We start from the raw sequence: 23,556 nt of genomic DNA, 5'->3' as shown, positions 1-23,556 counted from the left end.
CCGCATGAGCGCATCCGTCATCGCCGCCGCGGGCGGCCACGTCGCCCAGGCCGAGCCGTCGCGCTGGGTCGCGCAATGGTCGCGGCTCGTGTCGCCAGGCAGCGTGGTGCTGGATGTCGCCGCGGGCGGCGGCCGCCATGCGCGCTGGTTCGCGGCGCACGGCCATCCGGTCGTCGCACTCGACCGCGACCCGGCCGCACTGGCCGCGTTGCGTTCGATTCCGGGCGTCGACGCCCGTGACGCCGATCTCGAAGGCGCGCCGTGGCCGTTGCCGGCCGGCGAGCAGTTTGCGGCGGTGGTCGTCACGAATTATCTGCATCGTCCACTCTGGCCCCATCTGCTCGATGCGGTGGCGCCGGGTGGCGTGCTCATCTACGAAACCTTCGCGCAAGGAAACGAAACGGTCGGGAAACCGTCCAACCCCGCGTTCCTGCTCGCCCCGGGCGAGCTGCTGGACGCCGTGCACGGCCGCCTGCGGGTGGTTGCGTACGAGGACGGGTTCGTCGCCGCGCCGCGCGAGGCGTTCGTCCAGCGTCTCTGCGCAGTGCGCGAGGGCGCGACCCCGAAGGCGGGGGCGGGAATTCCACGTTACGAACTGCCCGGCTAATCCGCTACAATCTCAATGTTTACCGGTACATAATCTCAATCGCGTTTCATGGCTAACGGCACCCAAGACGGCATTCAAATCCGCGGCAGCATCCCCGCGATCGTCACCCCGATGCTCGAAGACGGCAGTCTCGACCTGCCGGCGTTTCGCAAACTGATCGACTGGCACATCGCGGAAGGCACCGATGCGCTCGTCGTGGTCGGTACGAGCGGCGAGTCGGCAACGCTCAACGTCGAAGAGCACATCCTGATGATCCGCACGGCGGTCGAGCATGCGGCGAAACGCATCCCGATCATCGCGGGCGCGGGCGGCAACTCGACCGCCGAGGCGATCGAGCTGACGAAGCACGCGAAGGCTGTCGGCGCGGACGCGACGCTGCAGGTCGTGCCGTACTACAACAAGCCGACGCAGGAAGGCATGTACCGTCACTTCAAGACGATCGCCGAAGCGGTCGATCTGCCGGTGATCCTGTACAACGTGCCGGGCCGTACGGTCGCCGACATGGCGAACGAGACGATGCTGCGCCTCGCGGACGTGCCGGGCATCATCGGCGTGAAGGAGGCGACCGGCAACATCGATCGCGCCGCGCAGCTGATCAAGGCCGCGCCGAAGCATTTCGCGATCTACAGCGGCGACGATCCGACCGCGATCGCGCTGATGCTGCTCGGTGGCCACGGCAATATCTCGGTCACGGCGAACGTCGCACCGCGCGCGATGAGCGACCTGTGCCGCGCGGCGCTGGCCGGCGACGTACAGACGGCTCGCGCGCTGCACATGAAGCTGCTGTCGCTGCACAAGAACCTGTTCATCGAAGCGAACCCGATTCCGGTGAAGTGGGCGCTGCAGGCGATGGGCAAGATGCAGGGCGGCATCCGGCTGCCGCTCACGGCGCTCGACGAGCGCTGCCACGAAGCCGTGCGTTCGGCCCTCGTCGAGGCCGGCGTCCTCGCCTGATGCCGAGGCGGCCGCGTCCTGCGGCCGCCGGCTCGAACCCTGATCAACCCGCACCGGCCGGCTCCGTCCGGCGCCGCTCCTGACGAGCGTTCTAGCAAGACGAAGGATTTCATGAAACGTTTCGCCTTTTCCTCTCGCGCCATCCAGATGTCGGTGATGGCGCTGGCGCTGGGCGCGCTCGCTGGCTGCGATACGCTGAACGACTACCTGGCCCCCGACCGGGTCAACTACAAGAACACCGGCTCTGCGCCGCCGCTCGCGGTGCCGAGCGACCTGAAGCCGGTGCAGACGACGCAGCAGTTCGTCGCGCCGCCGACCAACGCCGGGCTCGGCACGCTGCCGCCGCGGGTCACGACGCAGGCTGGCAATGCGACTGACGGCATCCCGAGCGCGCAGGATCCGCTCGGCATGCACATCGAGCGCGACGGCGACCGCCGCTGGCTCGTCGTCGATGGCCGGACACCCGAGCAGCTGTGGCCGATCCTGAAGGAGTTCTGGCAGGAGAACGGCTTCTCGCTGAAGACCGATGCGCCGTCGACGGGCATCATGGCCACCGACTGGGCTGAAAACCGCGCGAACATCCCCGACGACTGGTTCCGCCGTACGATCGGCAAGGTCATCGATTTCGCGTACTCGTCCGGCACGCGCGACCGCTTCCGTACGCTCGTGAACCGCACGTCGGACGGCAACACCGATATCTCGATCACGCACAGCGCGATGGAAGAAATGATGGTCGGCCCGCAGGGCGGCACGTCGTCGCGCTGGGAAGAGCGTCCGCGCAACCCGGTGCTCGAAGCCGTATTCCTGTCGAAGCTGATGCAGAAGTTCGGCCTGACCGATGCGCAGGCGAAGCAGCTGCTGACCGATGCCCGTCCCGCGACGGCGCCGGCGCAGGTCAGCGACACCAGCAGCGGCGGGGCGACGCTCCAACTGGCCGAGTCGTTCGACCGCGCATGGCTGCGTGTGGGCCTGGCGCTCGACCGCACCAACTTCGCGGTCGACAATCGCGATCGCGAGAAGGGCGTGTACACCGTGCGCTATGCGAACACGATGGAAGAGCTCAAGCGCGACGGCCTGTTCGGCAAGCTGTTCTATGGTGGCCCGTCGGCCGCGAAGCCGGGCAAGGAGTACCTCGTCAACGTGCGCGCGCAGGGCAACGGCAGCACGCAGGTTGCGGTGGTCGGCGCAAACGGCCAGGTCGACAACTCGTCGGACGCACAGCGGATCATTTCGCTGCTCCACGCGCAGCTGAACTAAGCGCGTGCGATTCTCCAGCCTCGGAAGCGGCAGCGAAGGCAACGCGCTGGTCGTCGAGGCCTCGAGCGGCACGACGACCACCCGCGTGCTGCTCGACTGCGGCTTTTCTGCCAAGGAGGTCGAGCGCCGGCTCGGCCGACTGAATCTCTGCATCGGCGATCTCGATGCGATCCTCATTACCCACGAACACAGCGATCACGTCGGCAGTGCGCTGACGCTTGCCCGTCGCGGCTCGCTACCGCTCTACATGAGCTGGGGCACCGCGCGCGCGGTCGGCGCGGACGAGGCCGATGTCGATCTCCACGTGCTGTGGGGCGACGAGACGGCCGCGATCCGCGATCTGGCCGTGATGCCCTATACCGTCCCTCACGACGCGCGTGAGCCGCTCCAGTTCGTCTTTATGGACGGCGCCAGCCGGCTCGGCGTGCTGACGGACGTCGGGATGGCCACGCCGCACATCACGGCCGTGCTGAGCGGCTGTGACGCGCTGGTGCTCGAATCCAACCATGACACCGCGATGCTGGCCGCGAGCCGCTATCCGCAGTCGCTGAAGGCGCGCATCGGCGGCAACCATGGCCACCTGAGCAACGACGCGGCGGCGGACATTCTTGCGTCGCTTGAGCGCAGCCGCCTCCAGCACCTGGTCGCCGCGCACCTGAGCCAGCAGAACAACCTGCCGGAACTGGTCCGCCAGGCGTTTGGCGGTGTATTGGGGACGAGCGGGGACGACGTGGTCGTGGCCACGCAGGACGCTGGCTTCGACTGGCTGGCGCTCGGATGAGCGGGGCAGGGCCGCTGCGGCGGCCCGGTGCGACTGCCGTGCGATAGACGCAGAAACGACAGACGTAAAAAAACCGGCCCTCGGGCCGGTTTTTTTTTTCAGCTGACGCTGAGGCTTACTGGCTTGCGCCCGAAGCCGGAGCAGCCGTCGCTGCCGAAGCAGCCGACGCCACTGCAGCAGCAGCGTCGCTCGCAGCAGCCGTTGCCGACGAAGCAGCAGCCGAAGCGTCGCTCGCAGCACCAGCAACTGCCGAAGCAGCCGACGAAGCAGCAGCCGAAGCGTCGCTAGCAGCCGACGAAGCAGCTTGATCAGCGCTCTTGTTGCAAGCAGCCAGTGCAACAGCAGCCAACAGGGAAGCTACGAGGAGGGATTTCTTCATGATCACGTCCTTTTATGGTTAAAGGTAAGCAACAGCGCGAAACAATACCGGTAATGTGCTCCAACACCGACCTGGGCCGCTGGTGGAGATGCACTTCTAGAGCGTGAATCTTCCCTACGGCTTGGGCGGAAATTATATGCACTTTCCTATCGACCGTCGACAAATGCGGGGTCAATACGTTGTCTTTCCCATACAGAATTTGATCCGTACGGGCATACGGGGCGACTCACACTAAATCCGGTTTCCGACCCGTATCCAGCCCGCACGATACCACTCGTGCAACAAGGCTGTCATCGAGGGAACCCGGGATAGTGTTACAAACCGTTTCGCCTCCATCTGGCGTTGATTGGCCAATTCGGGCAGCCATTCGCTGGCCTGCTCGAGCGGTCCTTCTTCACCATTAATGAAGTACGAGCGCGCGTTATACATCAATGCGGCCCTTCTGTCGAGACACACGCCACGACGTGACGCTTGCGTGACGAACGCGGCCTCGGACAGCGGGCGCGCGGGCGGGTCGAAAACGACGTTCGGTTTGGGCTCGCTCAGGTAGCAGCCGAGGAATTCGGCGACGTCCCGCTTGCGCCAGCGGATCGCGTCCACGATCTCGGCAACACGCTCGACCATCGCCGGAGGCAGCTGGGCGGGCGTGTCGACGGCCGGCTGCTTCGGATCGCGGTAAAGATCATCGCCGCAACCGTCGCGCAGGCCGCCACGCTCCGCGAGATAGTACAGGAACTGGGCGCCCAGTTCGCCGGCGGACGGGGCCCGGAAGCCGATCGAGCAGGTCATGCATTCGCCTTCGGCGACGCCATCGTGCGCGATGTGCGGCGGCAGGTAGAGCATGTCGCCGGGTTCCAGCACCCATTCGTCGCTCGGCTCGAAATTTTCGAGGATCTTCAGCGGCACGTCCGGTTGCAGCGACAGGTCCTTCTGCGCACCGACGCGCCAGCGGCGCCGACCTTCGACTTGCAGCAGGAATACGTCATACGAATCGAAGTGCGGACCGACGCCGCCGCCATCCGTCGCATAGGAGATCATCAGGTCGTCCAGACGCGCATCGGGGATGAAGCGGAAGCGGTCGAGCAGTGCGCGCGCGGCATCGACGTGCAGGTCGAGCCCCTGCACGAGCAGGGTCCAGGCCTTGCGCGTGACGGCCGGCAGCGAGCCGGGCTCGAACGGGCCCTGCTCAAGTTGCCACTTGTTACGAAAATGGGTGATCAGTCGCGATTCCGCGTCATAGTCCGCTGCGAGCTCGAACAGCGCGTCGCGCGAGACCGGCGACGCGACGCCGGGGATTGCCTGGCGGATCAGGAGCGGCTTCTTCTGCCAGTAGCCGCGCATGAATTGCGCCGGCGTAAGACCGCCGAGCAGCGGTGTGGGAAGATCGGAAGGCGGCGCGCCGAGCGGGGCGGCAGCGGCATCCCGCGGTTCGGCTTGAGACCGGTTGCGCATCGTATAATGAGATTTGTATTTGGGAGAATTGGATGAAAATCGCAAAAAACACCGTCGTGTCGGTCGCTTACAAGCTGTCCGATGCACAGGGCAATCTGATCGAGGAAAGCGACGAGCCGATGGTCTATCTGCACGGCGGCTATGATGGCACGTTCCCCAAGATCGAGGAACAGCTCGACGGCCATGAGCCGGGCTACGAGGCGCAGGTTCAACTCGAGCCGCAGGACGCGTTCGGCGACTACGACCCCGAACTCGTGAAGATCGAGCCGCGCGATCGTTTTCCCGAGCCGCTCGAAGTGGGCATGCAGTTCGAAGGCACGCCGGAAGACGGCGACGAGGAAGTCGATTCACTGATCTACACGGTCACCGACGTCGCCGAAGACAAGGTCGTGCTCGACGGCAATCACCCGCTGGCCGGCATGGCGCTGCGTTTCGCACTCACCGTGAAGGACGTTCGCGAAGCCACCGAAGACGAAATCGAGCATGAGCACGCACATGGTGCGGAAGGGCTTGAGATCGTCGACGAGGACGAAGACGAAGACGGCGAAGCGCCGTCAGGGCGTACCCTGCACTGAGCTCGCAGGCAGGCCCGGTGCCGGCCCCGACGCAGGGGCGGGCGCCGGCCACGACGCGCCGCCCGGTGCGGCGCTGTCACCCTGCAATGGCGGCGCGACCGACGACGAGTCGGGCAGCGCCGGCAATGCAGGGATTTCCGGCATCTGCGGCAGCGGCACCTCGTCACGCGGCACGAGCGGCAGCGCGGGCGGCACGGGCAGGTTCTTCGGCACCTCCTGCAGGCTCACGTTGAAGATCGTCTGCCGTGCCGGCGACACGCTCACCTTGACCCACTGATTCGTCGGATGGTGCGGTCCGATCGCGACGCGCGTCACATTACCCACCAGTTCACCGTCGTCAGCACGCAGCGGGCGGTCGATCAGAAAACCGTTCGCAAGCGGCTCGCCGCTCGCGTGCATCACGAGTATCGGGCCGCGGAACGTCGCCGCCGCCTTCACCAGCGTTCGTTTCAACTCACGGAAGCCGTCGCGCACGCGCGGCCGGTTGAACCGCAGCCATGCAAAGCGTTCCGCGCGCTCGTAGCGTTCGAACTGCGGATCGCCTTCGAACATCACCACCATCGCGCGTGCCTCGCGCCGCTTCGCATATTCGGCCGCGTGGTCGATCCAGAAACCGTTCGCGATGATGCGGTCCTCGAATTCGCCGTTGCGGCCGCCGGCCGTCAGGTAGTGGTTGTTCGGCGCCGGCGCGTTGAGCGCGACGTAGACGATGTCGTCGCGCATCCAGCGGGCGTTTTCCCGATACGGGCGGAACCGTGCGACTTCGCTTTCACGCGTGATCTGCAGCGCGCCGGGGTCGGGGAGTGCCGAATCGGCGAGCAGCGTCTGCCGCAGGAAGTCGAGCCGCTCGACCGGATCGTAGCCGCCGCCGGCCGCGGTGTTGCACGTTACCCAGTCGTCGTGGCCGGGAATGAACACGAGCGGCACGCGGGCCGCATCCAGGATCGCGCCGCGCTGCGAATACAGTGCATCGCGGCACGCTTCCTTTGAACCCTTGAGATCGCCCGCGTAGACGACGAACGCGAGGTTGCGCTCGCGCGCGATCGCATCGAGCAACCGCTGGGCGGCCGGTTCGTCGCCAGGGACGTTGATCACACCCGACACGACGGCGAACGAGTAGGGCGTGGTGCTGCGTTTCGGCGGCGCGGCCAGCGCGGTGGCCTGCGCGAGCGCGAGCACCGCCGCGACGAGCATGGCGGCCGTGCGAGCCGGCAGGCCGCACAGGATGCGCTTACGCGTGTCCGTCGACATCGTGCGACCGGACCAGCGTGCGCAGTTCGTACAGCAGGTCGAGCGCCTCGCGCGGCTTGAGATCGTCGGGATCGATGTCGCGCAGCTTTTCGAGCGCCGGATGCGGTGTGTCGGGCAGCGCCGGCGCGTCCGCGCATTCGAGATCGTCGGCGGCCACCGGCGGCGCGCTGAACAGGTCGAGCTGCGGCGTGTGCTGCGACGCCGACTGCTGTTCGAGATACGCGAGGTGCTTGCGCGCGGCGCGGATCACGGGCGCCGGAACGCCTGCGAGCTGTGCGACCTGCAGGCCGTAGCTCTGGTTGGCCGGGCCTTCGTTGACCGCGTGCAGGAACACGATGCCGTGGCCGTGCTCGACGGCCGACAGGTGGACGTTGGCCGCCTGCGGGAATTCGGCCGGCAGTTGCGTCAGCTCGAAGTAGTGCGTCGCGAACAGCGTGTAGCACGCGTTGTGCGCCAGCAGGTGGCGCGCGATGGCCCACGCGAGCGCGAGGCCGTCGAACGTCGACGTGCCGCGGCCGATCTCGTCCATCAGCACCAGGCTTTGCGGCGTCGCGTCGTTGAGGATCGCTGCGGCTTCGGTCATCTCGACCATGAACGTCGAGCGGCCGCCCGCGAGATCGTCCGCCGCGCCGATCCGTGTGAAGATCCGGTCGATCGGGCCGAAGCATGCCGACTTGGCCGGCACGTAGCTGCCCACGTAGGCCATCAGCGCGATCAACGCGGTCTGCCGCATGAACGTCGACTTACCGCCCATGTTCGGGCCAGTGATCAGCAGCAGCTTGCGCTCGGTGCCGAAGCGGCAGTCGTTCGCGATGAACTGTTCGACCTGCGCTTCGACGACCGGGTGGCGGCCCTGTTCGATTTCGATGCCGATCTCGTCGGTGAAGGTCGGTGCGACCCAGTCGAGCGCGCGGGCGCGTTCGGCGAATGCGGCGAGCAGGTCGAGCTCGGCGAGCGCCGATGCGACACGCTGGCACTCGGGGATGAACGGCAGCAGCGCCTGCAGCACCGCGTCGTACAGCGCGCGCTCGCGGGCCAGTGCGCGTTCCTGCGCGGATAGCGCCTTGTCCTCGAAGGTCTTCAGTTCGGGCGTGATGTAGCGCTCGGCGTTCTTCAGCGTCTGGCGCCGGCGGTAATCATCGGGCACCTTGTCGGTCTGGCCGCGCGTGACCTCGATGTAGAAGCCGTGCACCTTGTTGTATTCGACGCGCAGGTTCGCGATGCCGGTGCGCGTACGCTCACGCGCTTCGAGATCGATCAGGAACTGCCCGCAGTTCTCCGAGATGTCGCGCAGCTCGTCGAGTTCGGCGTCGTAGCCGCGCGCGATGACACCACCGTCGCGCACCATCGCGGCCGGCTCGGGCGCAATCGCGCTGGTCAGCAGGTCGAGGCATTCGGCGGGCGGTGCGAGTGCTGCGTCGACGCGGGTGAGTGCGTCCGCGTTCGCGATGATCGCGCTGATACGCTCGCGCAGTGCCGGCAGCGCGGCGAACGTGTCGCGCAGGCTCGACAGGTCGCGCGGGCGCGCGGACAGCAGCGCGAGACGCCCGGTGATCCGCTCGACGTCGGCGATCTGGCGCAGCGCGCTGCGCAGCGCATCGAGGCTTGCGTTGGCCGGTGCATCGAGCAGTGCACCGATTGCCTGCTGCCGCGACTGCGCGGCGACCGACGCGCGCGGCGGGTGATGCAGCCAGTGACGCAGCAGGCGGCTGCCCATCGTCGTGCAGCAGGTGTCGAGCAGCGAATACAGCGTCGGCGACTCGGTGCCGCGCAACGTCTCGGTCAGTTCGAGGTTGCGGCGCGTGGCCGGATCGAGGCCGATGTACTCCGTTTCGTTCTCGACCTTCAGGCTGCGCACGTGCCGCAGTTGCTGGCCCTGCGTGGCGGCCGCATAGAGCAGCAGCGCGCCGGCCGCGCCGCACGCGCTCGTGAGTGAATGCGCACCGAAACCGTCGAGGCTTGCGACATCGAGCTGGTCGCACAGGCGCTGCGTGCCCGATGCGGTGTCGAAGTGCCACGCCGGCACGCGCTTGCTTGCGCCCGCGCCGGCCGGCACGGCGTCGGTCGTGCCATCCGGTGTCAGGATCTCGGCCGGCCGGATGCGCTCGAGCGCGGCAGCGAGCTGGTCGGGTTCGATTTCGGCGAGCCGCAGCGCGCCGCTGGCGAGGTTCAGCCACGCGAGGCCGATGTTCACCGCGACGCCACGCTTGTTGTGGCCCGTGCACATCGCGAGCAGGTAAACGTCGTTCTTGTCGGACAGCAGCGCGGCATCGGTCAGCGTGCCGGGCGTGACGACGCGCACGACCTTGCGCTCGACGGGGCCCTTCGACGTGGCGGGATCGCCGATCTGTTCGCAGATCGCGACCGATTCGCCCATTTTCACGAGCTTCGCAAGATACTGCTCGACCGCGTGATGCGGTACGCCGGCCATCTTGATCGGCGTGCCGGCGGAAGCACCGCGTTGCGTGAGGGTCAGGTCGAGCAGGCGTGCGGCTTTCTCCGCGTCTTCGAAGAACAGCTCGTAGAAGTCGCCCATCCGGTAGAAGACAAGCGTGTCGGGATGGTCGGCCTTGATGCGCAGGTACTGCTGCATCATCGGGGTGTGATTGTTAAAAGCCGCTTCTGTAAGCTGCTGTTTTCGTTCCGTAATTTTCTGCACGTCCTTATCCATCAAGGCTTTCCGTCAGTTTCTGGGGTTTCGACATCGAATTTCCCCGTGTCACGACATCTTGCTAAATTCTCGTTGTCAGCGTAGCTTTTCGCCTTTCGTGAAACCTACGCCTACGCCAGTGCTGTCCTGTGTGTGGCGGAAACCTACGCCGAGGATTGAATGAGGTTTGACGCACGTACTGCAAAGCAACTTTTGCCCGGTGCACATTTAAGTATCGACGGTTGTCCCGGTCTCCGGCTTGAGGCAACAGCGTCGCGTCGTAGCTGGATCTACCGGTACAAATCGCCCGTCGACGGGCGCATGCGACAAATCAAAATCGGCGAATGGCCCGCACTGTCTATCGCAGCTGCGGCCGTTGAATGGGAGCGCCTGAGGGACCAGCGCAACGCAGGCAACGACCCCGCACTGTCTAAGCGACAAGCGCTCGGCACTGTCGCCGTAATGGTACAGCAAGGGGATTCGCTGACAGTGGGCGACGTGTGTGCCGCGTACCTGAAAGGGCACGTGGAGCACAATCGAAAGCCGAAGGGAGCGGCCGAAGTCGCCCGGATGTTCAGGACCATGGTCGGCGATCTTGCAGAAACGCCGGCGGCCGGGCTGACCCGCGAGCGTGCCTTTACCAAGATCGATTCATTTCGCCACATCCCGGTGCAGGCATCGAAGCTCCGGCTTGAGCTAGGTGCTGCATGGGACTATGCGCTCGACGCCGGCAAACTGCCCGAATCCTCGCCGAACTGGTGGCGTCAGATTATGCGCGGTCGTTTACGTAGCAACGGCAAGCGCATTCAGGGGCAGCCGACCGGAACCGTGAAGCGATTTCTGAGCGACGAAGAGGCAGGGGCGGTAATTAACTGGCTGCCGAACTTCAGTCGCAACGTCGAAGACGCCCTGACGCTATATCTGTGGACGGCGACACGTGGCGCTGAGATTGGCGCTATGGAAGGGCGGGAGATTGCCGAAGAGTCGGACGGGCTTTGGTGGACGATACCGAAGGTCAAAACGAAAAACGCTCGCCACGAGAATGCAACGGACCTGCGGGTGCCGCTCATTGGTCGGGCTGAAGCAATTGTTCGTCGTCGGCTAGAGCGCTACGGGAAAGGGTGGTTATTCCCGGCCGAGAATGACGGTCCGATGCAACAGAAAGTGTTCGGTACGGCGGTGCACTACCATATGCCGTACAGTGAAACGAAGCCGAAGCGGGTCCGGCCGCGCCTGGCAGTGACCCATTGGGCACCTCACGATCTTCGTCGAACGGCTCGCACCATGTTGGCTGCGCTCGGATGTCCGTACGAGATCGGTGAGGCGATCATCGGGCACATGCTGCCGGGCGTTGGGGGTGTCTACAATCGTCACGACTATGACGCCGAGCGCCGGCAGTGGTTGTCGAAATTGAACGCGAAGCTGGAGGCGGTCAGTCAGGGACATGTGCGTTAGCCTTCCTTCGACCAGTCCCGCAGTTGGGTGGCGGCAAGAATTCTGACGGCGTTCGGGCCTCCGCCCATTCCTCGATCTCCCGTGTGAGCCATCCAACGCGACGACCTGACAGCGCGCGAGGCTTCGGAAACTCTTCTTGCCGGACGAGCTTGTGAATGACGGCCGGCGACAGGGAGATTGCGGCAGAGACCGATTCGATATCGAGGTAGATCGGTTTCATTGCAACGGTCATGCGGATGCTCCTCGATTCTTCGTTTCTTCATCGGCCCCACTTGGCAGTGCGCGAGCCAGTTGCATCAACCCGGTTTCGAGCGTGATGCTGGCGGTTGCGGCCCAAGTGCGCGCATCCTGCGCGGCTCTGTGGCGAGCGAACGATCCGATCTCGTCGTCCATCAAGTCCAGCAGCTCGACGTCGGCTGCGTGCGAGATATCGATGACCAGCGAGCGGATCTCGGTGCGAAGGGCGTCGAGCCGCGCGAGCCTGCCTTGGCGGGCATCCGCCAAGGCTTCGTTCATCTGGATTGCTTTTCGCCGCGTGAGCGGCGCATCGTTGTTCTGGATCGATGTTGCGGGCGTCAGCCCGCTGCCGTTCGACTGCATCGGAGTACCGTCGACGCTTGCCAGTGCGAGCGCAGGGCGCTTCTTCGCGTGTTCCCGCTTTCGCGGCAGCGGACGTGGGGTAGAAAGGGCCGGGCGAGGCATTACGAAACCTCCTTCGCGGCCGAATACTTGGCTGCCAGCTCAGGCGTCCATTCCGGATCAGGCATCGCATACAGCTTGTCAAGCCACGCATGGACGATCGGTGCTTCCTTCGACTTCGCATAACTGGACGACTGCATGACGCGCGTCATGTCTGACACCGCGCCACGGATTGCTTGCCCGCGTGTCGGGTACGTCTCCGTGAAGCTGTGCAGTGACGGCAGGCCAGTCATGCCGCCCGAACCAACCTCCAAGGTGAACGAGGAGATCCATACTCCCTGTTCAGCGTGAGCAAGGTGGATTGAGGCCGGATTCTTGCGAGTGCGCTTGCTTGCCGGGGACCTGATCGTCTCGCAGGCGTCGAATACGCCGTGCTTGTTCGGTACGTGAATCGGATGATCGGTTCGTGTCGACTCGACCGCGTCGAGTAGCGAGTCGGCTACGCCATGCAAGCCCATGCGCACTGCATGCATCGTGCCCGGCGAGAGCTGGTCGAAGGCGGGGTCGTGCAGGACCGAATGCACCGCTTGTAACAGCCACGATGCGCGCGTATCGCTGATCGTCGCCGGGGCACTTTGGCGCGGGGCTGACTGTGTCGGCGCCTGCGTCTTAACCGTGGCTTCCGCACCCCTCGATGAGGCGACAGGTTTGGCGCTGGTGGCGGCCGCGGATGTTGGCTGTTGTGCCGATGATGCCGGGTCCGGAAGCTCATCGAGCTGGGGCGTATCTTCGAGGTACTTCTTCGTCACCTTCGTCTTGCCGGCTTCTGCAGCTTTGGAGATCCCGACGATGATGCGTTCGAGCGCCTTGTCGCCGCCGTGCAGGCGGATCTGTTCTATCGCCAGTGTGCCGGTGCATTGGCCGCCCCGTACGAGCTGATGCAATTCGGCGGGTGCCCGTTCGAGCAGGCCGACATCGCGGATCGTTTGGTCGGTGACATTCAGACGCTTGCAGATTGCCGCCAGCGTCATGCCGTGCATGTCGCGCAGTTCTGCGACGGCAGCGGCCAGATCAAGCGGCGACGACGGTTTGCCGTTGTTGCTGAGATAGCCGTCGATCACCATTTCGGCGCGGTTGACGTTCTTCGCGTCGCGGACGACAACCGGGATCTTGCCCAGATCTTTCCCGGTGGCGATCACGTGTCCCGCTGCGAGATATCGGTGCTGCCCCTTGTAAACGTAGAGCAGATCCTTGCCGTCAACCTTCCGGGCGTAGCAATGGAGGGGGGAACCCTTGTCGTATCCGTTCTCCCGCATAAGCGCGGCGAGGTGTGCCACCCATTCGGTATCAACCGCTCGGATGTTGTCGGCCGGGTCGTAGCGCAACTGATCGTAGGGGACCATCCACAGGTCTGCCTTCGTTGCGCCGGCGGCTGCGGCGGCTGCCTTGATGTTCCCGGTCGGGATCGGCGCGGTCAGGTCGAGCTGTCGGGTGCGATCGTCCATTACGCAACCTCCGGTGCTGCGGTGGCACGCGGCTTGCCGGCGTTCTTCGCTTTATCGATCGCGTTCGATGCCGCCACGCCCGCCGCACGCTTTGCGTCTCGCAGGCGCTTGATTGCATCGGCGCAGTCACCTTCGCTCGGGATCGAGATCTGCTTGCCAGCGATCTCAGCGCCGTCGAGGATCAAATACTCCGTATGCACGCTGTCGGCCAAGGGGCGGCGACCGACGACGTATTTGCCGATCAGGATCGGGGTCGATGGACGGCGTGCGTTCCGGTCGTATCGCGTAATGGTGCGCAGTGGCAGCGTGTCGCGACGCTCGACGTCGACGAGGGGAAGGGTTCGGGCTTTGATTCGCGGCATGGTGGTCTCCATGACGCCGGGGGCGCACGCCCCGGCAGGGTCGGGGCGATTTAGACGGTGACGTGGTAGGCGGTCGTCGGCACGACGACCGGATCGTCTTGGAACACGTTCACGGCAACGAACAAGAGGGCGGCGACGACCGTCCAGCGGAAGATCGGCGACTTTTCAAAGTTGCTTTGGCGGGCAGGTTCGGACGGCGTGATGCGGGGCGTTTGTTCGTCGCGGAGCCAGTCGTGGCGGTTGTCGAGCTGGCGGTCGGGCAGGCAGCGGCGAGTGATGGGTTTCGACGATCGGAATTCAGGGAGTTCGCGCGTCATGGGTTCCTCACGGTAAGTTGAGACGTGAGGATGATAGATTTTCTATCCAACTAAATGCAAGAAAAACTATCTTGATGGGTAGAAAATCTATCTATTGGGCGATGAAAGCTGATAGTCAGGGGCCGAGGGGCAAAAAAAATCCCGCCTAAGCGGGATTGCGAGGAGCGAGTTAGCGCCTGCGGTATCGGCGGTGTTCAACCATCACGCCAATGATCCGAACGGGTTCATGCTCGCTGTTTATGGTCGGGTAGTCAGAATTGAGCGGCACCAATTCAAACACTTCTGCGCCTGTCGTGCTTACGCCTCGAAGTCTGTACTTCTTGAACGTGGCTTCTTCTTTGCCGTTCTTTGCGACGACATAGTCTCCCGGTCTTGGCGCAATGGCTGGCTCAACGATGATTCGATCTCCGGGCATAAACTCCGGCGCCATCGATTCCCCCTCTACCTCAAGCGCGAATGCGTGATCCGACAGGTCTAGATCGGTCAACAGGTACTCGAACGCTCCGCCAGGTGGAAACGGGGTAATCGCCTCGCTCATCAGGCCAGCCTGCACGCTACTGATCAGCGGTACACGACGCGTGCCGACATTCGCCGGGGCAACGTTGCCAATGGGTGAGTCCGCAACACCGGGGATGGGGATTGCGTGCTTTGTGATACGCGCGATCTCAAGAATCTGGCCAAAGCTTGGCTCGTGACGGCCGTTTTCCCACGCGGACACGTTGCCGCGCGTCTTGCCCAATCGCTCCGCGAGTTCGTCCTGCTTGAGGCCGGCAGCTTCGCGGCTCGCCTTTATCCATTCACCGATGTCCATGCGCTCAATGGTAAGAAAATCTTGCGCGCCGATGGCTATATTTTCTATCGAACGAATGTTAGAATTTCTATCATTGCGTTGGTGATGGAAGCTAATGGACAACATCGTGGAGCACCCCTTGGATCGGGCCGCCAAAGCGGCCGGGCTGACTATGCAGTCGCTTGCGGATCGCCTTGGCGTTACTCGAGCTGCGGTCCAGCAGTGGAAACAGGCCGGCCGGAGAGTACCGGCCGAACACTGTCCGCCCATTGAGCAGCTTTGCCGTGGTGCCGTGCGATGTGAAGAACTGAACGGCCGAGTCGATTGGGCCTTCGTCCGTCAATCCGGGCCATCGTCAAGCGCAACTCAAGTCTGCAACAGCTAACGGTGCGGTTTCGATCGCATATCTCGAATCCTAGTGACGTTTTATACGTCACGACAGGATGAAACTTTCCGATCTCAAACGTTATGACGTGCCGATACGACAGTACCGAATGGCTGGACGTGCTCTATACGTCCGTTCGCAACACGCCCGGCGGTGTCGCCGACGCGGCGAATCACCTCACGATCCGGCGCGGCAAGAACATCACGCCGGAATCGCTTCGTCTGCGCCTGCGTGGTGTCGGCGACAGTCGCTTGTCGATGGAGATGTTCGAGCTGCTGATCGAGTGGATGCAGGAAAAGGCAGAGGGCGAGGTGTACGCGCTCGACGCGCTGCATGCACTGAACTCGCGTTTTGGTCTGGTGGCCGAGCACGTCGACGACCACGCCGCTGACGACGTCAGCGAACCCGGCACGCTGCGTCTCGTTTCGACGGCCCTGCACCTGCAGGCGCATGTTGGTCTCGTCGCTGACGACGTGACGCGTGCGCTGGCGGATCAGCGGATCGACGATCAACACGCCGAGAAGATCATCGCGACCGGCCGCAAGGGCCAGCGTCTGTTCCAGCGTTTGATTCACGCTGCTCGCAACCTCGCCGCGCGTCGGCGTCGTCGTCATGGAGCGGTTTAAGCCCGGCATGGGGTGCTGTCGTCCCGACCGTGAGCATATCGGCCTTTGCTGCTCGCCCGAGCAGCAATTGGCATGCGCTGTCACGACGCTCGCATCCCGATTCGAATCTGCCCCCGCTGAAGCGGGGCGCTTGCTATCCGAACTGATCGCCACGTTTCCCGATTGCCTTGCTCCGCTTCTTGCGGAAGCGATCGAAGCGGGGCAGGTGCGCTTGTTCGTTGACCGAGCTGCGCGCGCATGTGCCGCGCTCGCAACCAAGGCGGAGCGTCACGCGTTCCGCGACCAGCTTACCGATCGACTCTGCGCGCTGGACCTTGCGGCGTTCGACGATTCCATGTCAGCCGAGTGGCGTCGACTGCGCGGCAAATAACCGGAGACCCCAGTGAACGTGAACGGAATCAGCAGCGCATTGCGACGCGGCGCATCGCAGTACAGCCGCTCGCCGAGCGGACGGCAGTCCTATGCGGCCGGGCGGGGAGCGTGGCGCAGCTTCTCTCACAAGGTCGCACGCGACCGCCGCCTCATCGAGCTGGATGCGGCTCGGCGTGCGAGCTAACAGGGCGCAGCTCAACGAATTGTGATTCGGCCGCGACATGCGGCCAAAGCGACTTTGACAGAGGAAATTATTGTATGGCGACACTGGACCAGATCATTCAGCAATTGCGCGCAGCGGGGCATCCCGATCTGCCCGCCGGCCATCCGGTTGTGGACGGCAAGCATCATCGGTACGGGCCGCGCAAGAAATACTGGTATCAGCTTCGCGAAGTCATCAGCAAGGGCGCGACGATCGGCTACGGCGGAACGTTCGGCCATTTCTCCGGGGACGATCCGGGCACCGAGCGATTCGAGTGGAGTGGTGCACCGTTGAGCGAGGAAGTGCTGGCGGAAACGCGTCGCCGGCAGGAAGCCGCTGACCGTGAGCAGGCCGACCGTGACGCACGTCAGGCGAAGCTCGCCGCGAACCGCGCGCGGGATCAGTGGAACCGTGCGGCAGAGGATGGCAAGTCCACCTATCTCGACCGCAAACACATCTCGGCCGAGGGCGTGCGTTTCGACGTGGACGGCACGATCTTCGTGCCGATGTATCAGTACGGCGACGACGCTCGTCTCGTCGGCCTGCAGAAGATCACGCCGGACGGCGCGAAGCGCTTCAACAAAGGCATGGAAAAGAAGGGCGCATCGTATCTGCTCGGCGAGGTCGGTGCAGACGACCAGATCGTGCTGGTCGCCGAAGGCTATGCAACCGCGCGTGCGATCCGTATGGCGATCGATGACGCGTTTGCTGTCGATATCTGCTTCGACGCGGGCGGCATCCTCCCGGCCGTGCGCTATCTGCGTGCGACGTATCCGGATGCGCACGTGCTGGTCTGCGCTGATGACGACTGGAAGATCGAGCAGCGCGTGCGCGACTGGCTTGCCGACGAGTTTGCTTTTCGAGGCGAGCTGGTGTTTGGTGCCGACCCGGTGCGGATCGAGGCGAAAAATACGTGGTACATGGTTGCCGTGTCTCGTCGTCGTGACGAAAACGGCGTGCCGTACGTCGAGGCGAGCTACGGCAACGACGTGATGCCGCTGCGCCGTAAGCGCTTCGAGAACACGGGCCTGAAGCGTGCGTATGAGGCGGCCGCGACCGTCGACGACGTCAGCGTCGTCTATCCGGTATTCGCCAATCGCGGCGAGCGCAAGCTGACCGATTTCAACGACCTGCACGTCGAAGAGGGCATCGAGGCAGTCGAGGCGCAGGTGCAAGCGGCAATCTTGCGCGTCATCGCGCCAGCGAACGAAGAGATCCGGCCGGCGACGGTCGCCATGTCGACCGCGGACGTCACGCAGACGAAGCCCGCCGCGACGTCCGCTGCCGCGAAACAGGCGGCATGGGACGGCCGTGAGGCTGAGAGCGGCGCACACACGTGGGAGCAGGATCTGTCGCGGTCGGACAAGGGCAGGCTGCTGCCGACGCTCGGGAACGTGCATCTGATCCTGTCGAACCACAAGGCGTGGCAGGGCGTGATCGAGCAGGACGACTTCGGTGGTCGTGTGATGAAGCGCAAGGCGCCGCCGTTCCCGCAGGGTGTCACGGGCGAGTGGACCGACATGGATGACCAGCGCACCGTTCTCTGGCTGTCTCAACGGTACGGCCTCGACACTCGCACCGATATCGTAATGAACGCGGTCCTCTTGGTGGCGGACGCGACCCACTTCCATGACGTGCGCGAATACCTCGAAGGGCTGAAGTGGGACGGCGTGTCGCGCGTGCGATCGATGCCGTCGACATACCTGCGCGTGGCCGACAGCGACTATGTGCAGCTCGCGTTCATGAAGTGGATGATCGCGGCCGTCGCGCGCGTGATGGAACCGGGCTGCAAGGTCGACAACGTCCTGATCCTCGAAGGCAAGCAGGGACATCGCAAATCGACGGCGCTGAAGGTGCTGGCCGGCGCACCGTGGTTCACCGATACGCCGATCCAGATCGGCAACAAAGACACATACGCGGTGCTGGCCGGGAAGTGGGTGATCGAGTTGGCGGAGCTGGACTCGTTGAACAAGGCCGACTCGTCGGCGGTAAAGAGCTTCTTCGCGACGGCCGTCGACCGGTTCCGCAACTTCTACGGCAAGCGGGCGACCGACGTCCCGCGTCAGTGCGTGTTCGCCGGCTCGGTCAACTTCGACACGTACCTGAAAGACGAATCAGGCAACCGGCGTTACTGGCCGCTGCGTGTCGGCGGTCTGGTCGACATCGACGGCATTGTGGCCGTTCGTGAGCAGCTCTGGGCGGAAGCCGTGCACCTGTATCGCTCGGGCGTCGTGTGGCACGTAGAAGAGCATGAGCGCCCGCTGTTCGAGATCGAACAGGCGGAGCGCTACGAGGGCGACGTGTACGAGGACAAGATCGCCAAGGCCCTGGAATTCGTGTCACGCACGACGATGGAAGAGATCCTCGCAGACATTCTGAAGCTCGACACGTCGAAGTGGACGCTGGCCGAGCAGCGCCGCATCGGCAAGGCGTTGAAGTCGCTCGGGTGGGTACGCAAGCGCGAGTCGACCGGATCGCGCGGTTGGTACTACGTGAAGGAAGAGCAAGCGCCGGAGGCAGAACGCGAACTGGTTGCAGCGGGTGATGACGACAGTCCGCTGTGATCGTGTGGCGCGCCATGGGATCAGTCACGGCCGGCCATTGGGTACGTCATGGCCGGCCGTGACGTCCCGTGTCCCAACGTCCCAAGGCGTTGCCTCGTGTGCGGGTGCGCAGCGCGACATGCGCGACGTGAGCGGCGCATGTCGCGCATGTCGCAGGCGCGCACCCCTGCAAGCCTTTTCCCTTGGGACATTGGGACATTAGGACGAATAGGAGAGAGTGATGATCGATTTGAAAGAGCGGGTGGGCGTTGCTATGAGCGTTCGTGGTCAGTTCACCGACCCGATTGCCGATCCTAAAGTTACTTTGGGCGCGCTCGCCTTTGCGAACGATCTCGGTAGCGCGCTGGCCCGAATCAAGGCCGGGCCGCTGCCGACGCCTGCGATGATTCGACGTGCAACGTTGCTGTTGGCGCAGATGATCCGGACGTCGGGTCGATTCAAGCGTGCGCGGTTCACGGGCCTCTCGCGCGACGAGCGTCGCGATCAACGTGCGGGGCACGCCGTCGAGCGATCGAAGGTCGACATCGTCGAGCGGTTCGCCCTGCGGCTGCTGGACGAGTGGGTGAACGATCAGTGTGTCGAGTGCGAGGGGCGCGGCGTCGTGCGTCGCGCGCGTCCCGTCGCGACGTCAACGCACGCATGTGACGTATGCGGGGGCAGCGGGAAGGTGTGTGTATCGGAGGAGCGTATCCCGTTCTTCGAAGGGCGTAACGGTCCGCTGGTCTTTCGGGAATACGAACCATGCGCCGACTGCGGCGGGATGGGGCGGATCGCTGCGTCGCCGGTTTCGGATGCGAAGGGCCGGCACATTTGCCCCAACTGTTCCGGTTCCGGCAAGCGGCAGGTCGACGACGCTGGCCGGGCGCACGCACTCGGCGTATCGCTTGACGAGTATCGGAAGAACTGGTCGTGGCGCTTTCACGACATGCTCGCGCTGTTGGATACAGTAGATGGATCGGTGTGCGACACATTGCGTCGACAATTGCGAGGATGAAACGTATTCCATTTCAAGAGCGGATCGCGTAAACTTTGCACATCCTTTACCGCGTCACTGGATACGTGAGCGACCGCACACTCGTGTCGCAACCTTCGCCCGACAGGCGTACTGAATCGCGGGAGCGCCGCGACCAACAACGATAACTGTCTGTCGGGATCCGTTGGGCGGGCGTTCGCCCTTACGAAATGAATATCGAAGCCCTGAGTGCGAAAGCCCTCAGGGCTTTTTGCATTGGAGCGCTGAAATGCGAACAAGCTCTGTAGATGGCTCGGCGGTCGCAATTGTTGGCGAGCAGATCGCGGCGGCCGTCGATGAGGCGGCTCGGAATGACCCGCATTCGTGCGGTTTTGCGGAAGGGGAAGAAGTAGACGCGCTTAGGGCGCTGTCGGCGGCACTGAGCGCGTCGGAAGATTTCAGCAGGACGGTGTCAGCCGTCTTGGGCGGCCCTCATTTGGGCGTGAAAGTCGTCGCCATCGCAATCGTCGATTGCACTTCATCGATGTAGGTTTCCCGCCATTCACGCCAGACCGGAAGGTTCTCTGCGGAGTTGGTCATTGCTTTTGCAATGCCGGCAAGGAATTCGTGTGAGTCGGGTCGTTGTGCTGCGACTGCTGATAGCAGAGTGGCGGTGAGACTCCGGTGGGCGACTAAGCGGCATTGCAGTTCGTCTAGCTTTTGCTTCGTATTCTCGTCTGTCATAGCGTGCTGGTGTTGGTTGGCCCGCAGGCATTGTCGCATAGCGTGCGGAACCGGCCGCCGGGCCGGGGCCGGGCAGGGGCGCGGCTCGATTTTGGTGCGATCTCACGGGTCTGCCTACTTTTTGAGCAGGCGGGGACCCTCCGGGCATCGCCATACGCGGGGGCTCGCACCCGCGTTTTTTCTCTACTGGCGAGTCTCCATAGGGGGTCATATTCATGCCGACTCAGCAGCAGATCGCTGACCATCTCGACCTTGACCAGTCGGCCGTTTCGAGGTTCGTCGACAAGGTCCGGCTCGATTACCGCGTGGCGTCGATCGACGAGATCCGCGTCGCGTACATCCGGCATTTGCGCGAGGTTGCGGCTGGCCGCTCCAGCGGTACGGGCATTGATCTCGTCGCCGAGCGCGCGAAGACCGAGATCGTCGATCGCGAGATCAAACTTCTGACGCTGGCGGAGAAGAAGGGGCAGCTCGTCAACGCGGCGCAGCTCGAACAGGCGTACGGCCTGATGGTCGGCGCATTTCAAACGGAGCTGCTGTCGCTGTCCGACAAGCTGGTGCAGGAGCTGCGCACGCTATACGGCGTCGAGGTGGACGTCGAATGGTTGAACGAGCACATATATGGATGCCTTGAGCAGCTTTCTGAATACGACCCAGACAGTCCACGCGGTGATTCGCCGGATCGCGACGATGCTGCGTCCGCCGGAGCGGATTGGGACGACGGACTGGGCACGCAAACATCGTCGGTTGAGCGCGAAGGGTTCGGCCAGCCCCGGCCGGTATAACCCGAACATCACGCCGTGGGTGTTCGGCATGCACGAAGCGCTGGACGATCCGACCGTGCAGAAGATCGTGTGCATGAAGTCAGCGCAGGTCGCGTGGACAGATGGCGTGCTGCTGAACTACATCGGCAAGCGGATCGACGTTGACCCGTGCCCGATGATCGTCATGTTCCCGAAAGAGAAGACGGCGAAGAAGTTCAACCTGGAGAAGTTCGAGCCGATGGTCGAGGTGACGCCTCGCCTCTCGGCGAAACTGCCGGTTCACGCGGCCCGCGACAAAAACAACTTGTGGGATCACAAGACGTTCGCGCGCGGCTTCCTGAAGTTCATCACGTCGAACGCGCCGGACGAAGTGAAGTCGACGCCTGCCCCGGTCGTTGCGGTCGAGGAGCCGGACGACGCGAATACGAACGTTCGCGAGCAGGGCGATTCGATCACGCTGCTGGAGGAACGGAACAAGAGCTATTCGGCCCGGCGACGCAAGATGATCTTGGGTGGCACGCCGACCATCGACGGCCTGTCGCGTATCCAGCAGGCTTACGCGGCATCGGATCAGCGCGTGTATCTGGTGCCGTGCCCTGATTGTGACGAGGAGCATGAGCTGGCGTGGGAGAACGTCACGTGGAGCGAGGGCGCCGAAGTCGTACATGAGGTCTACGGCCGCGCACAACCGGAGACGGCCCGTTACACCTGCCCGCATTGCGGCTCGTTGTGGGACGACGCGACGCGTATTCGCGCTGTCCGTCGTGGGCGATGGGTTGCGACGGCACCGTTTCACGGCGTTGCCGGCTTCCGCATCAACGAGCTGGTGTCGCCGTTCCCCGGCTCGAACATGGCCGAGCTGGTCAAGAAGTGGCTGACGGCCGATAAGGCGCTGCGCGAGGGCGACGATACGAAGATGCGTTCGTTCGTGAACAACTCGCAGGGTCGGGCGTACAAGTACAAGACGGATCTGCCGGAGCTGGACGTGCTCGCGCAACGTGCGCTGCCGTACGCGGAGCTGACGGTGCCGCTCGGCGGTCTGCTGTTGACGCTCGGCGTCGACGTGCAGCACGACCGGCTCGCGATCGTCGTGCGTGCATGGGGGCGCGGCGAGGAAAGCTGGCTCGTCTTGTGGGGCGAGATCTACGGCAACGTGACGGAGCAGCAGCAAGACCCGATGGCGGGCGGCGTATGGGGCGCGTTGACGATGTTGCTTTCGCACGCATACCGGCATGAGAACGGCTGGTTGCTGCGTGTACGTGCAACGTCGATCGATTCGTCGGACGGTGCGACGTCGGACGCGGTTTACAAGTATGTGCGCGCTGCGCAGAACGCCGGGTACAACGTCATGGCCGTCAAGGGAAGCAGCAACGTCGATGCGGAGATCTTCAGCGTGCCGAAGGCGTCGATCGACTCGACGCGCAACAACAGCAAGGCTGCGAAGTACGGGCTGCGGCCGTACATGGTCGGCGTGAGCCGCGCGAAGGATCTGATCCTCGAAAACCGACTGAAGCTCGAGGGCGACGGGCCGGGCCGGATGCACTGGTATAGCGGCGTGCGCGGCGACTACCTCCCGCAGCTCACGGCGGAGGTCAAGGTGCCGGGGCCGCGTGGCGGTAAGCGCGTGTGGAAGAAGATCAGCCCGCGCAACGAGGCATTGGACTGCGAAGGCTACGCGCTGCACGCGGCTCGTAGCGTGAAAGTGCATCTGATGACCGAGGCGCACTGGCAGGTCGAGCAGCATCGTGCATCGCAGGTCTCCCTGTTCGATGCGGTTCCGGTGCTGGAGGCGTTACCGTCGGCGCTGCCGGCTGAGGTGCTGCCCGATCCGCCGGTCGAAGAGACCGTTACAGAGACTCCGCGGCCGTCGCCGCAGGTAGCGAAACCCACCGAAACCCCGCCCCCGAGCGGGGTTTCGCGCATTCAGGGGCGTCGTGTTGGTCGCTCGACGTACCTGAAGCGGCGCTAAACGA

The 23,556-nt window shown here is 64.0% G+C and carries 25 protein-coding genes; 14 read left to right on the top strand and 11 right to left on the bottom strand.

The window, feature by feature from the left end:
* Positions 1 to 4: 4 nt before the first annotated feature.
* The 5 genes from CFB82_RS11945 (at position 5) to CFB82_RS43195 (ending at position 3,887) form a co-directional block, all read left to right on the top strand.
* Positions 5 to 607 carry a class I SAM-dependent methyltransferase gene (locus tag CFB82_RS11945; RefSeq protein ID WP_089484234.1) on the top strand — a complete coding sequence of 201 codons (603 nt, stop codon included), beginning with the start codon at positions 5 to 7 and terminating at the stop codon, positions 605 to 607.
* 48 nt (positions 608 to 655) lie between these two features.
* Complete coding sequence (gene dapA / locus CFB82_RS11940) at positions 656 to 1,561, top strand: 4-hydroxy-tetrahydrodipicolinate synthase (protein ID WP_069248336.1); 906 nt, start codon at positions 656 to 658, stop codon at positions 1,559 to 1,561.
* A gap of 111 nt (positions 1,562 to 1,672) precedes the next feature.
* Positions 1,673 to 2,818, top strand: a complete 1,146-nt coding sequence (bamC, locus tag CFB82_RS11935; RefSeq protein WP_069248335.1) for an outer membrane protein assembly factor BamC — start codon at positions 1,673 to 1,675, stop codon at positions 2,816 to 2,818.
* Between the two features lie 4 nt (positions 2,819 to 2,822).
* A complete protein-coding gene (locus tag CFB82_RS11930; protein ID WP_089445922.1) occupies positions 2,823 to 3,599 on the top strand; it encodes an MBL fold metallo-hydrolase in 777 nt (258 codons plus the stop codon).
* A 123-nt stretch (positions 3,600 to 3,722) separates the two neighbouring features.
* Entirely contained in the window at positions 3,723 to 3,887 is a 165-nt protein-coding gene (locus CFB82_RS43195; RefSeq protein ID WP_164725389.1) for a hypothetical protein, read from the top strand.
* Positions 3,888 to 3,907: 20 nt separating this feature from the next.
* Here CFB82_RS43195 and CFB82_RS44440 read toward each other — a convergent pair whose 3' ends face one another.
* A complete protein-coding gene (locus CFB82_RS44440) occupies positions 3,908 to 4,153 on the bottom strand; it encodes a hypothetical protein (RefSeq protein ID WP_075122947.1) in 246 nt (81 codons plus the stop codon).
* Positions 4,154 to 4,209: 56 nt separating this feature from the next.
* Positions 4,210 to 5,430: a cupin domain-containing protein gene (locus CFB82_RS11915; protein WP_089445921.1), complete on the bottom strand. Its 1,221-nt coding sequence runs from the start codon at positions 5,428 to 5,430 to the stop codon at positions 4,210 to 4,212.
* A 32-nt stretch (positions 5,431 to 5,462) separates the two neighbouring features.
* Here CFB82_RS11915 and CFB82_RS11910 point away from each other — a divergent pair, with 32 nt between their 5' ends.
* The gene (locus tag CFB82_RS11910; protein WP_069248332.1) at positions 5,463 to 6,005 is read left to right on the top strand and encodes an FKBP-type peptidyl-prolyl cis-trans isomerase; all 543 of its coding nucleotides are present in this window, start codon (positions 5,463 to 5,465) and stop codon (positions 6,003 to 6,005) included.
* Here CFB82_RS11910 and CFB82_RS11905 read toward each other — a convergent pair.
* Entirely contained in the window at positions 5,985 to 7,256 is a 1,272-nt protein-coding gene (locus CFB82_RS11905; protein ID WP_179255398.1) for a hypothetical protein, read from the bottom strand. The two genes, CFB82_RS11910 and CFB82_RS11905, sit on opposite strands and share 21 nt — an antisense overlap.
* Positions 7,237 to 9,927 (bottom strand): DNA mismatch repair protein MutS, encoded by a 2,691-nt coding sequence (mutS, locus tag CFB82_RS11900; RefSeq protein ID WP_373558783.1) that lies wholly within the window; start codon positions 9,925 to 9,927, stop codon positions 7,237 to 7,239. Before mutS ends, CFB82_RS11905 begins: the two co-directional genes overlap by 20 nt.
* A gap of 159 nt (positions 9,928 to 10,086) precedes the next feature.
* Between mutS and CFB82_RS11895 the strand changes: the two genes are divergently transcribed.
* Positions 10,087 to 11,361 carry a tyrosine-type recombinase/integrase gene (locus CFB82_RS11895; RefSeq protein ID WP_089484232.1) on the top strand — a complete coding sequence of 425 codons (1,275 nt, stop codon included), beginning with the start codon at positions 10,087 to 10,089 and terminating at the stop codon, positions 11,359 to 11,361.
* Here the strand turns inward: CFB82_RS11895 and CFB82_RS11890 are convergent.
* The 6 genes from CFB82_RS11890 to CFB82_RS11865 form a co-directional block, all read right to left on the bottom strand.
* The gene (locus tag CFB82_RS11890) at positions 11,339 to 11,581 is read right to left on the bottom strand and encodes a helix-turn-helix transcriptional regulator (protein ID WP_089484281.1); all 243 of its coding nucleotides are present in this window, start codon (positions 11,579 to 11,581) and stop codon (positions 11,339 to 11,341) included. The genes CFB82_RS11895 and CFB82_RS11890 overlap by 23 nt on opposite strands.
* Before the next feature lie 8 nt (positions 11,582 to 11,589).
* Entirely contained in the window at positions 11,590 to 12,063 is a 474-nt protein-coding gene (locus CFB82_RS11885) for a hypothetical protein (protein ID WP_256990348.1), read from the bottom strand.
* Positions 12,063 to 13,505 carry a ParB/RepB/Spo0J family partition protein gene (locus CFB82_RS11880; RefSeq protein ID WP_089484230.1) on the bottom strand — a complete coding sequence of 481 codons (1,443 nt, stop codon included), beginning with the start codon at positions 13,503 to 13,505 and terminating at the stop codon, positions 12,063 to 12,065. Before CFB82_RS11880 ends, CFB82_RS11885 begins: the two co-directional genes overlap by 1 nt.
* The gene (locus CFB82_RS11875; protein ID WP_089484229.1) at positions 13,505 to 13,867 is read right to left on the bottom strand and encodes a beta-hexosaminidase; all 363 of its coding nucleotides are present in this window, start codon (positions 13,865 to 13,867) and stop codon (positions 13,505 to 13,507) included. Before CFB82_RS11875 ends, CFB82_RS11880 begins: the two co-directional genes overlap by 1 nt.
* A 50-nt stretch (positions 13,868 to 13,917) precedes the next feature.
* Positions 13,918 to 14,184 carry a hypothetical protein gene (locus CFB82_RS11870; protein WP_256990346.1) on the bottom strand — a complete coding sequence of 89 codons (267 nt, stop codon included), beginning with the start codon at positions 14,182 to 14,184 and terminating at the stop codon, positions 13,918 to 13,920.
* A gap of 169 nt (positions 14,185 to 14,353) precedes the next feature.
* Positions 14,354 to 15,100 (bottom strand): LexA family protein, encoded by a 747-nt coding sequence (locus tag CFB82_RS11865; RefSeq protein WP_256990345.1) that lies wholly within the window; start codon positions 15,098 to 15,100, stop codon positions 14,354 to 14,356.
* Here CFB82_RS11865 and CFB82_RS11860 point away from each other — a divergent pair.
* The 5 genes from CFB82_RS11860 to CFB82_RS11840 all read left to right on the top strand — a co-directional run bounded on the left by CFB82_RS11860 (position 15,090) and on the right by CFB82_RS11840 (position 20,117).
* Entirely contained in the window at positions 15,090 to 15,359 is a 270-nt protein-coding gene (locus tag CFB82_RS11860; RefSeq protein ID WP_089484227.1) for a transcriptional regulator, read from the top strand. The two genes, CFB82_RS11865 and CFB82_RS11860, sit on opposite strands and share 11 nt — an antisense overlap.
* Positions 15,360 to 15,442: 83 nt before the next feature.
* Positions 15,443 to 15,985: a phage regulatory CII family protein gene (locus CFB82_RS11855; protein ID WP_089484226.1), complete on the top strand. Its 543-nt coding sequence runs from the start codon at positions 15,443 to 15,445 to the stop codon at positions 15,983 to 15,985.
* A complete protein-coding gene (locus CFB82_RS11850) occupies positions 15,972 to 16,355 on the top strand; it encodes a hypothetical protein (protein ID WP_089484225.1) in 384 nt (127 codons plus the stop codon). The genes CFB82_RS11855 and CFB82_RS11850 overlap by 14 nt, the downstream gene beginning before the upstream one ends.
* A gap of 260 nt (positions 16,356 to 16,615) precedes the next feature.
* On the top strand, positions 16,616 to 19,123 hold the full coding sequence (locus CFB82_RS11845) for a VapE domain-containing protein (RefSeq protein WP_089484224.1): 2,508 nt from the start codon (positions 16,616 to 16,618) through the stop codon (positions 19,121 to 19,123).
* A 220-nt stretch (positions 19,124 to 19,343) separates the two neighbouring features.
* Positions 19,344 to 20,117 (top strand): zinc finger-like domain-containing protein, encoded by a 774-nt coding sequence (locus tag CFB82_RS11840; protein ID WP_089484223.1) that lies wholly within the window; start codon positions 19,344 to 19,346, stop codon positions 20,115 to 20,117.
* Positions 20,118 to 20,567: 450 nt separating this feature from the next.
* On the opposite strand, the gene CFB82_RS42090 is transcribed toward CFB82_RS11840, so the two are convergent.
* Positions 20,568 to 20,819: a hypothetical protein gene (locus CFB82_RS42090; protein WP_143750899.1), complete on the bottom strand. Its 252-nt coding sequence runs from the start codon at positions 20,817 to 20,819 to the stop codon at positions 20,568 to 20,570.
* 215 nt (positions 20,820 to 21,034) lie between these two features.
* Between CFB82_RS42090 and CFB82_RS43190 the strand changes: the two genes are divergently transcribed.
* Positions 21,035 to 21,604 (top strand): MarR family transcriptional regulator, encoded by a 570-nt coding sequence (locus CFB82_RS43190; RefSeq protein ID WP_179255397.1) that lies wholly within the window; start codon positions 21,035 to 21,037, stop codon positions 21,602 to 21,604.
* Positions 21,567 to 23,552: a phage terminase large subunit family protein gene (locus tag CFB82_RS11830; protein WP_179255396.1), complete on the top strand. Its 1,986-nt coding sequence runs from the start codon at positions 21,567 to 21,569 to the stop codon at positions 23,550 to 23,552. The genes CFB82_RS43190 and CFB82_RS11830 overlap by 38 nt, the downstream gene beginning before the upstream one ends.
* The last annotated feature ends 4 nt before the right edge of the window (positions 23,553 to 23,556 follow it).

The sequence above is a fragment of the Burkholderia sp. HI2714 genome (genome assembly GCF_002223085.1).
Taxonomy (GTDB): Bacteria; Pseudomonadota; Gammaproteobacteria; order Burkholderiales; family Burkholderiaceae; genus Burkholderia; species Burkholderia lata_D.
Note: the sequence above shows the minus strand (reverse complement) of the source record. Positions and strands in the feature narration are given on the sequence as shown.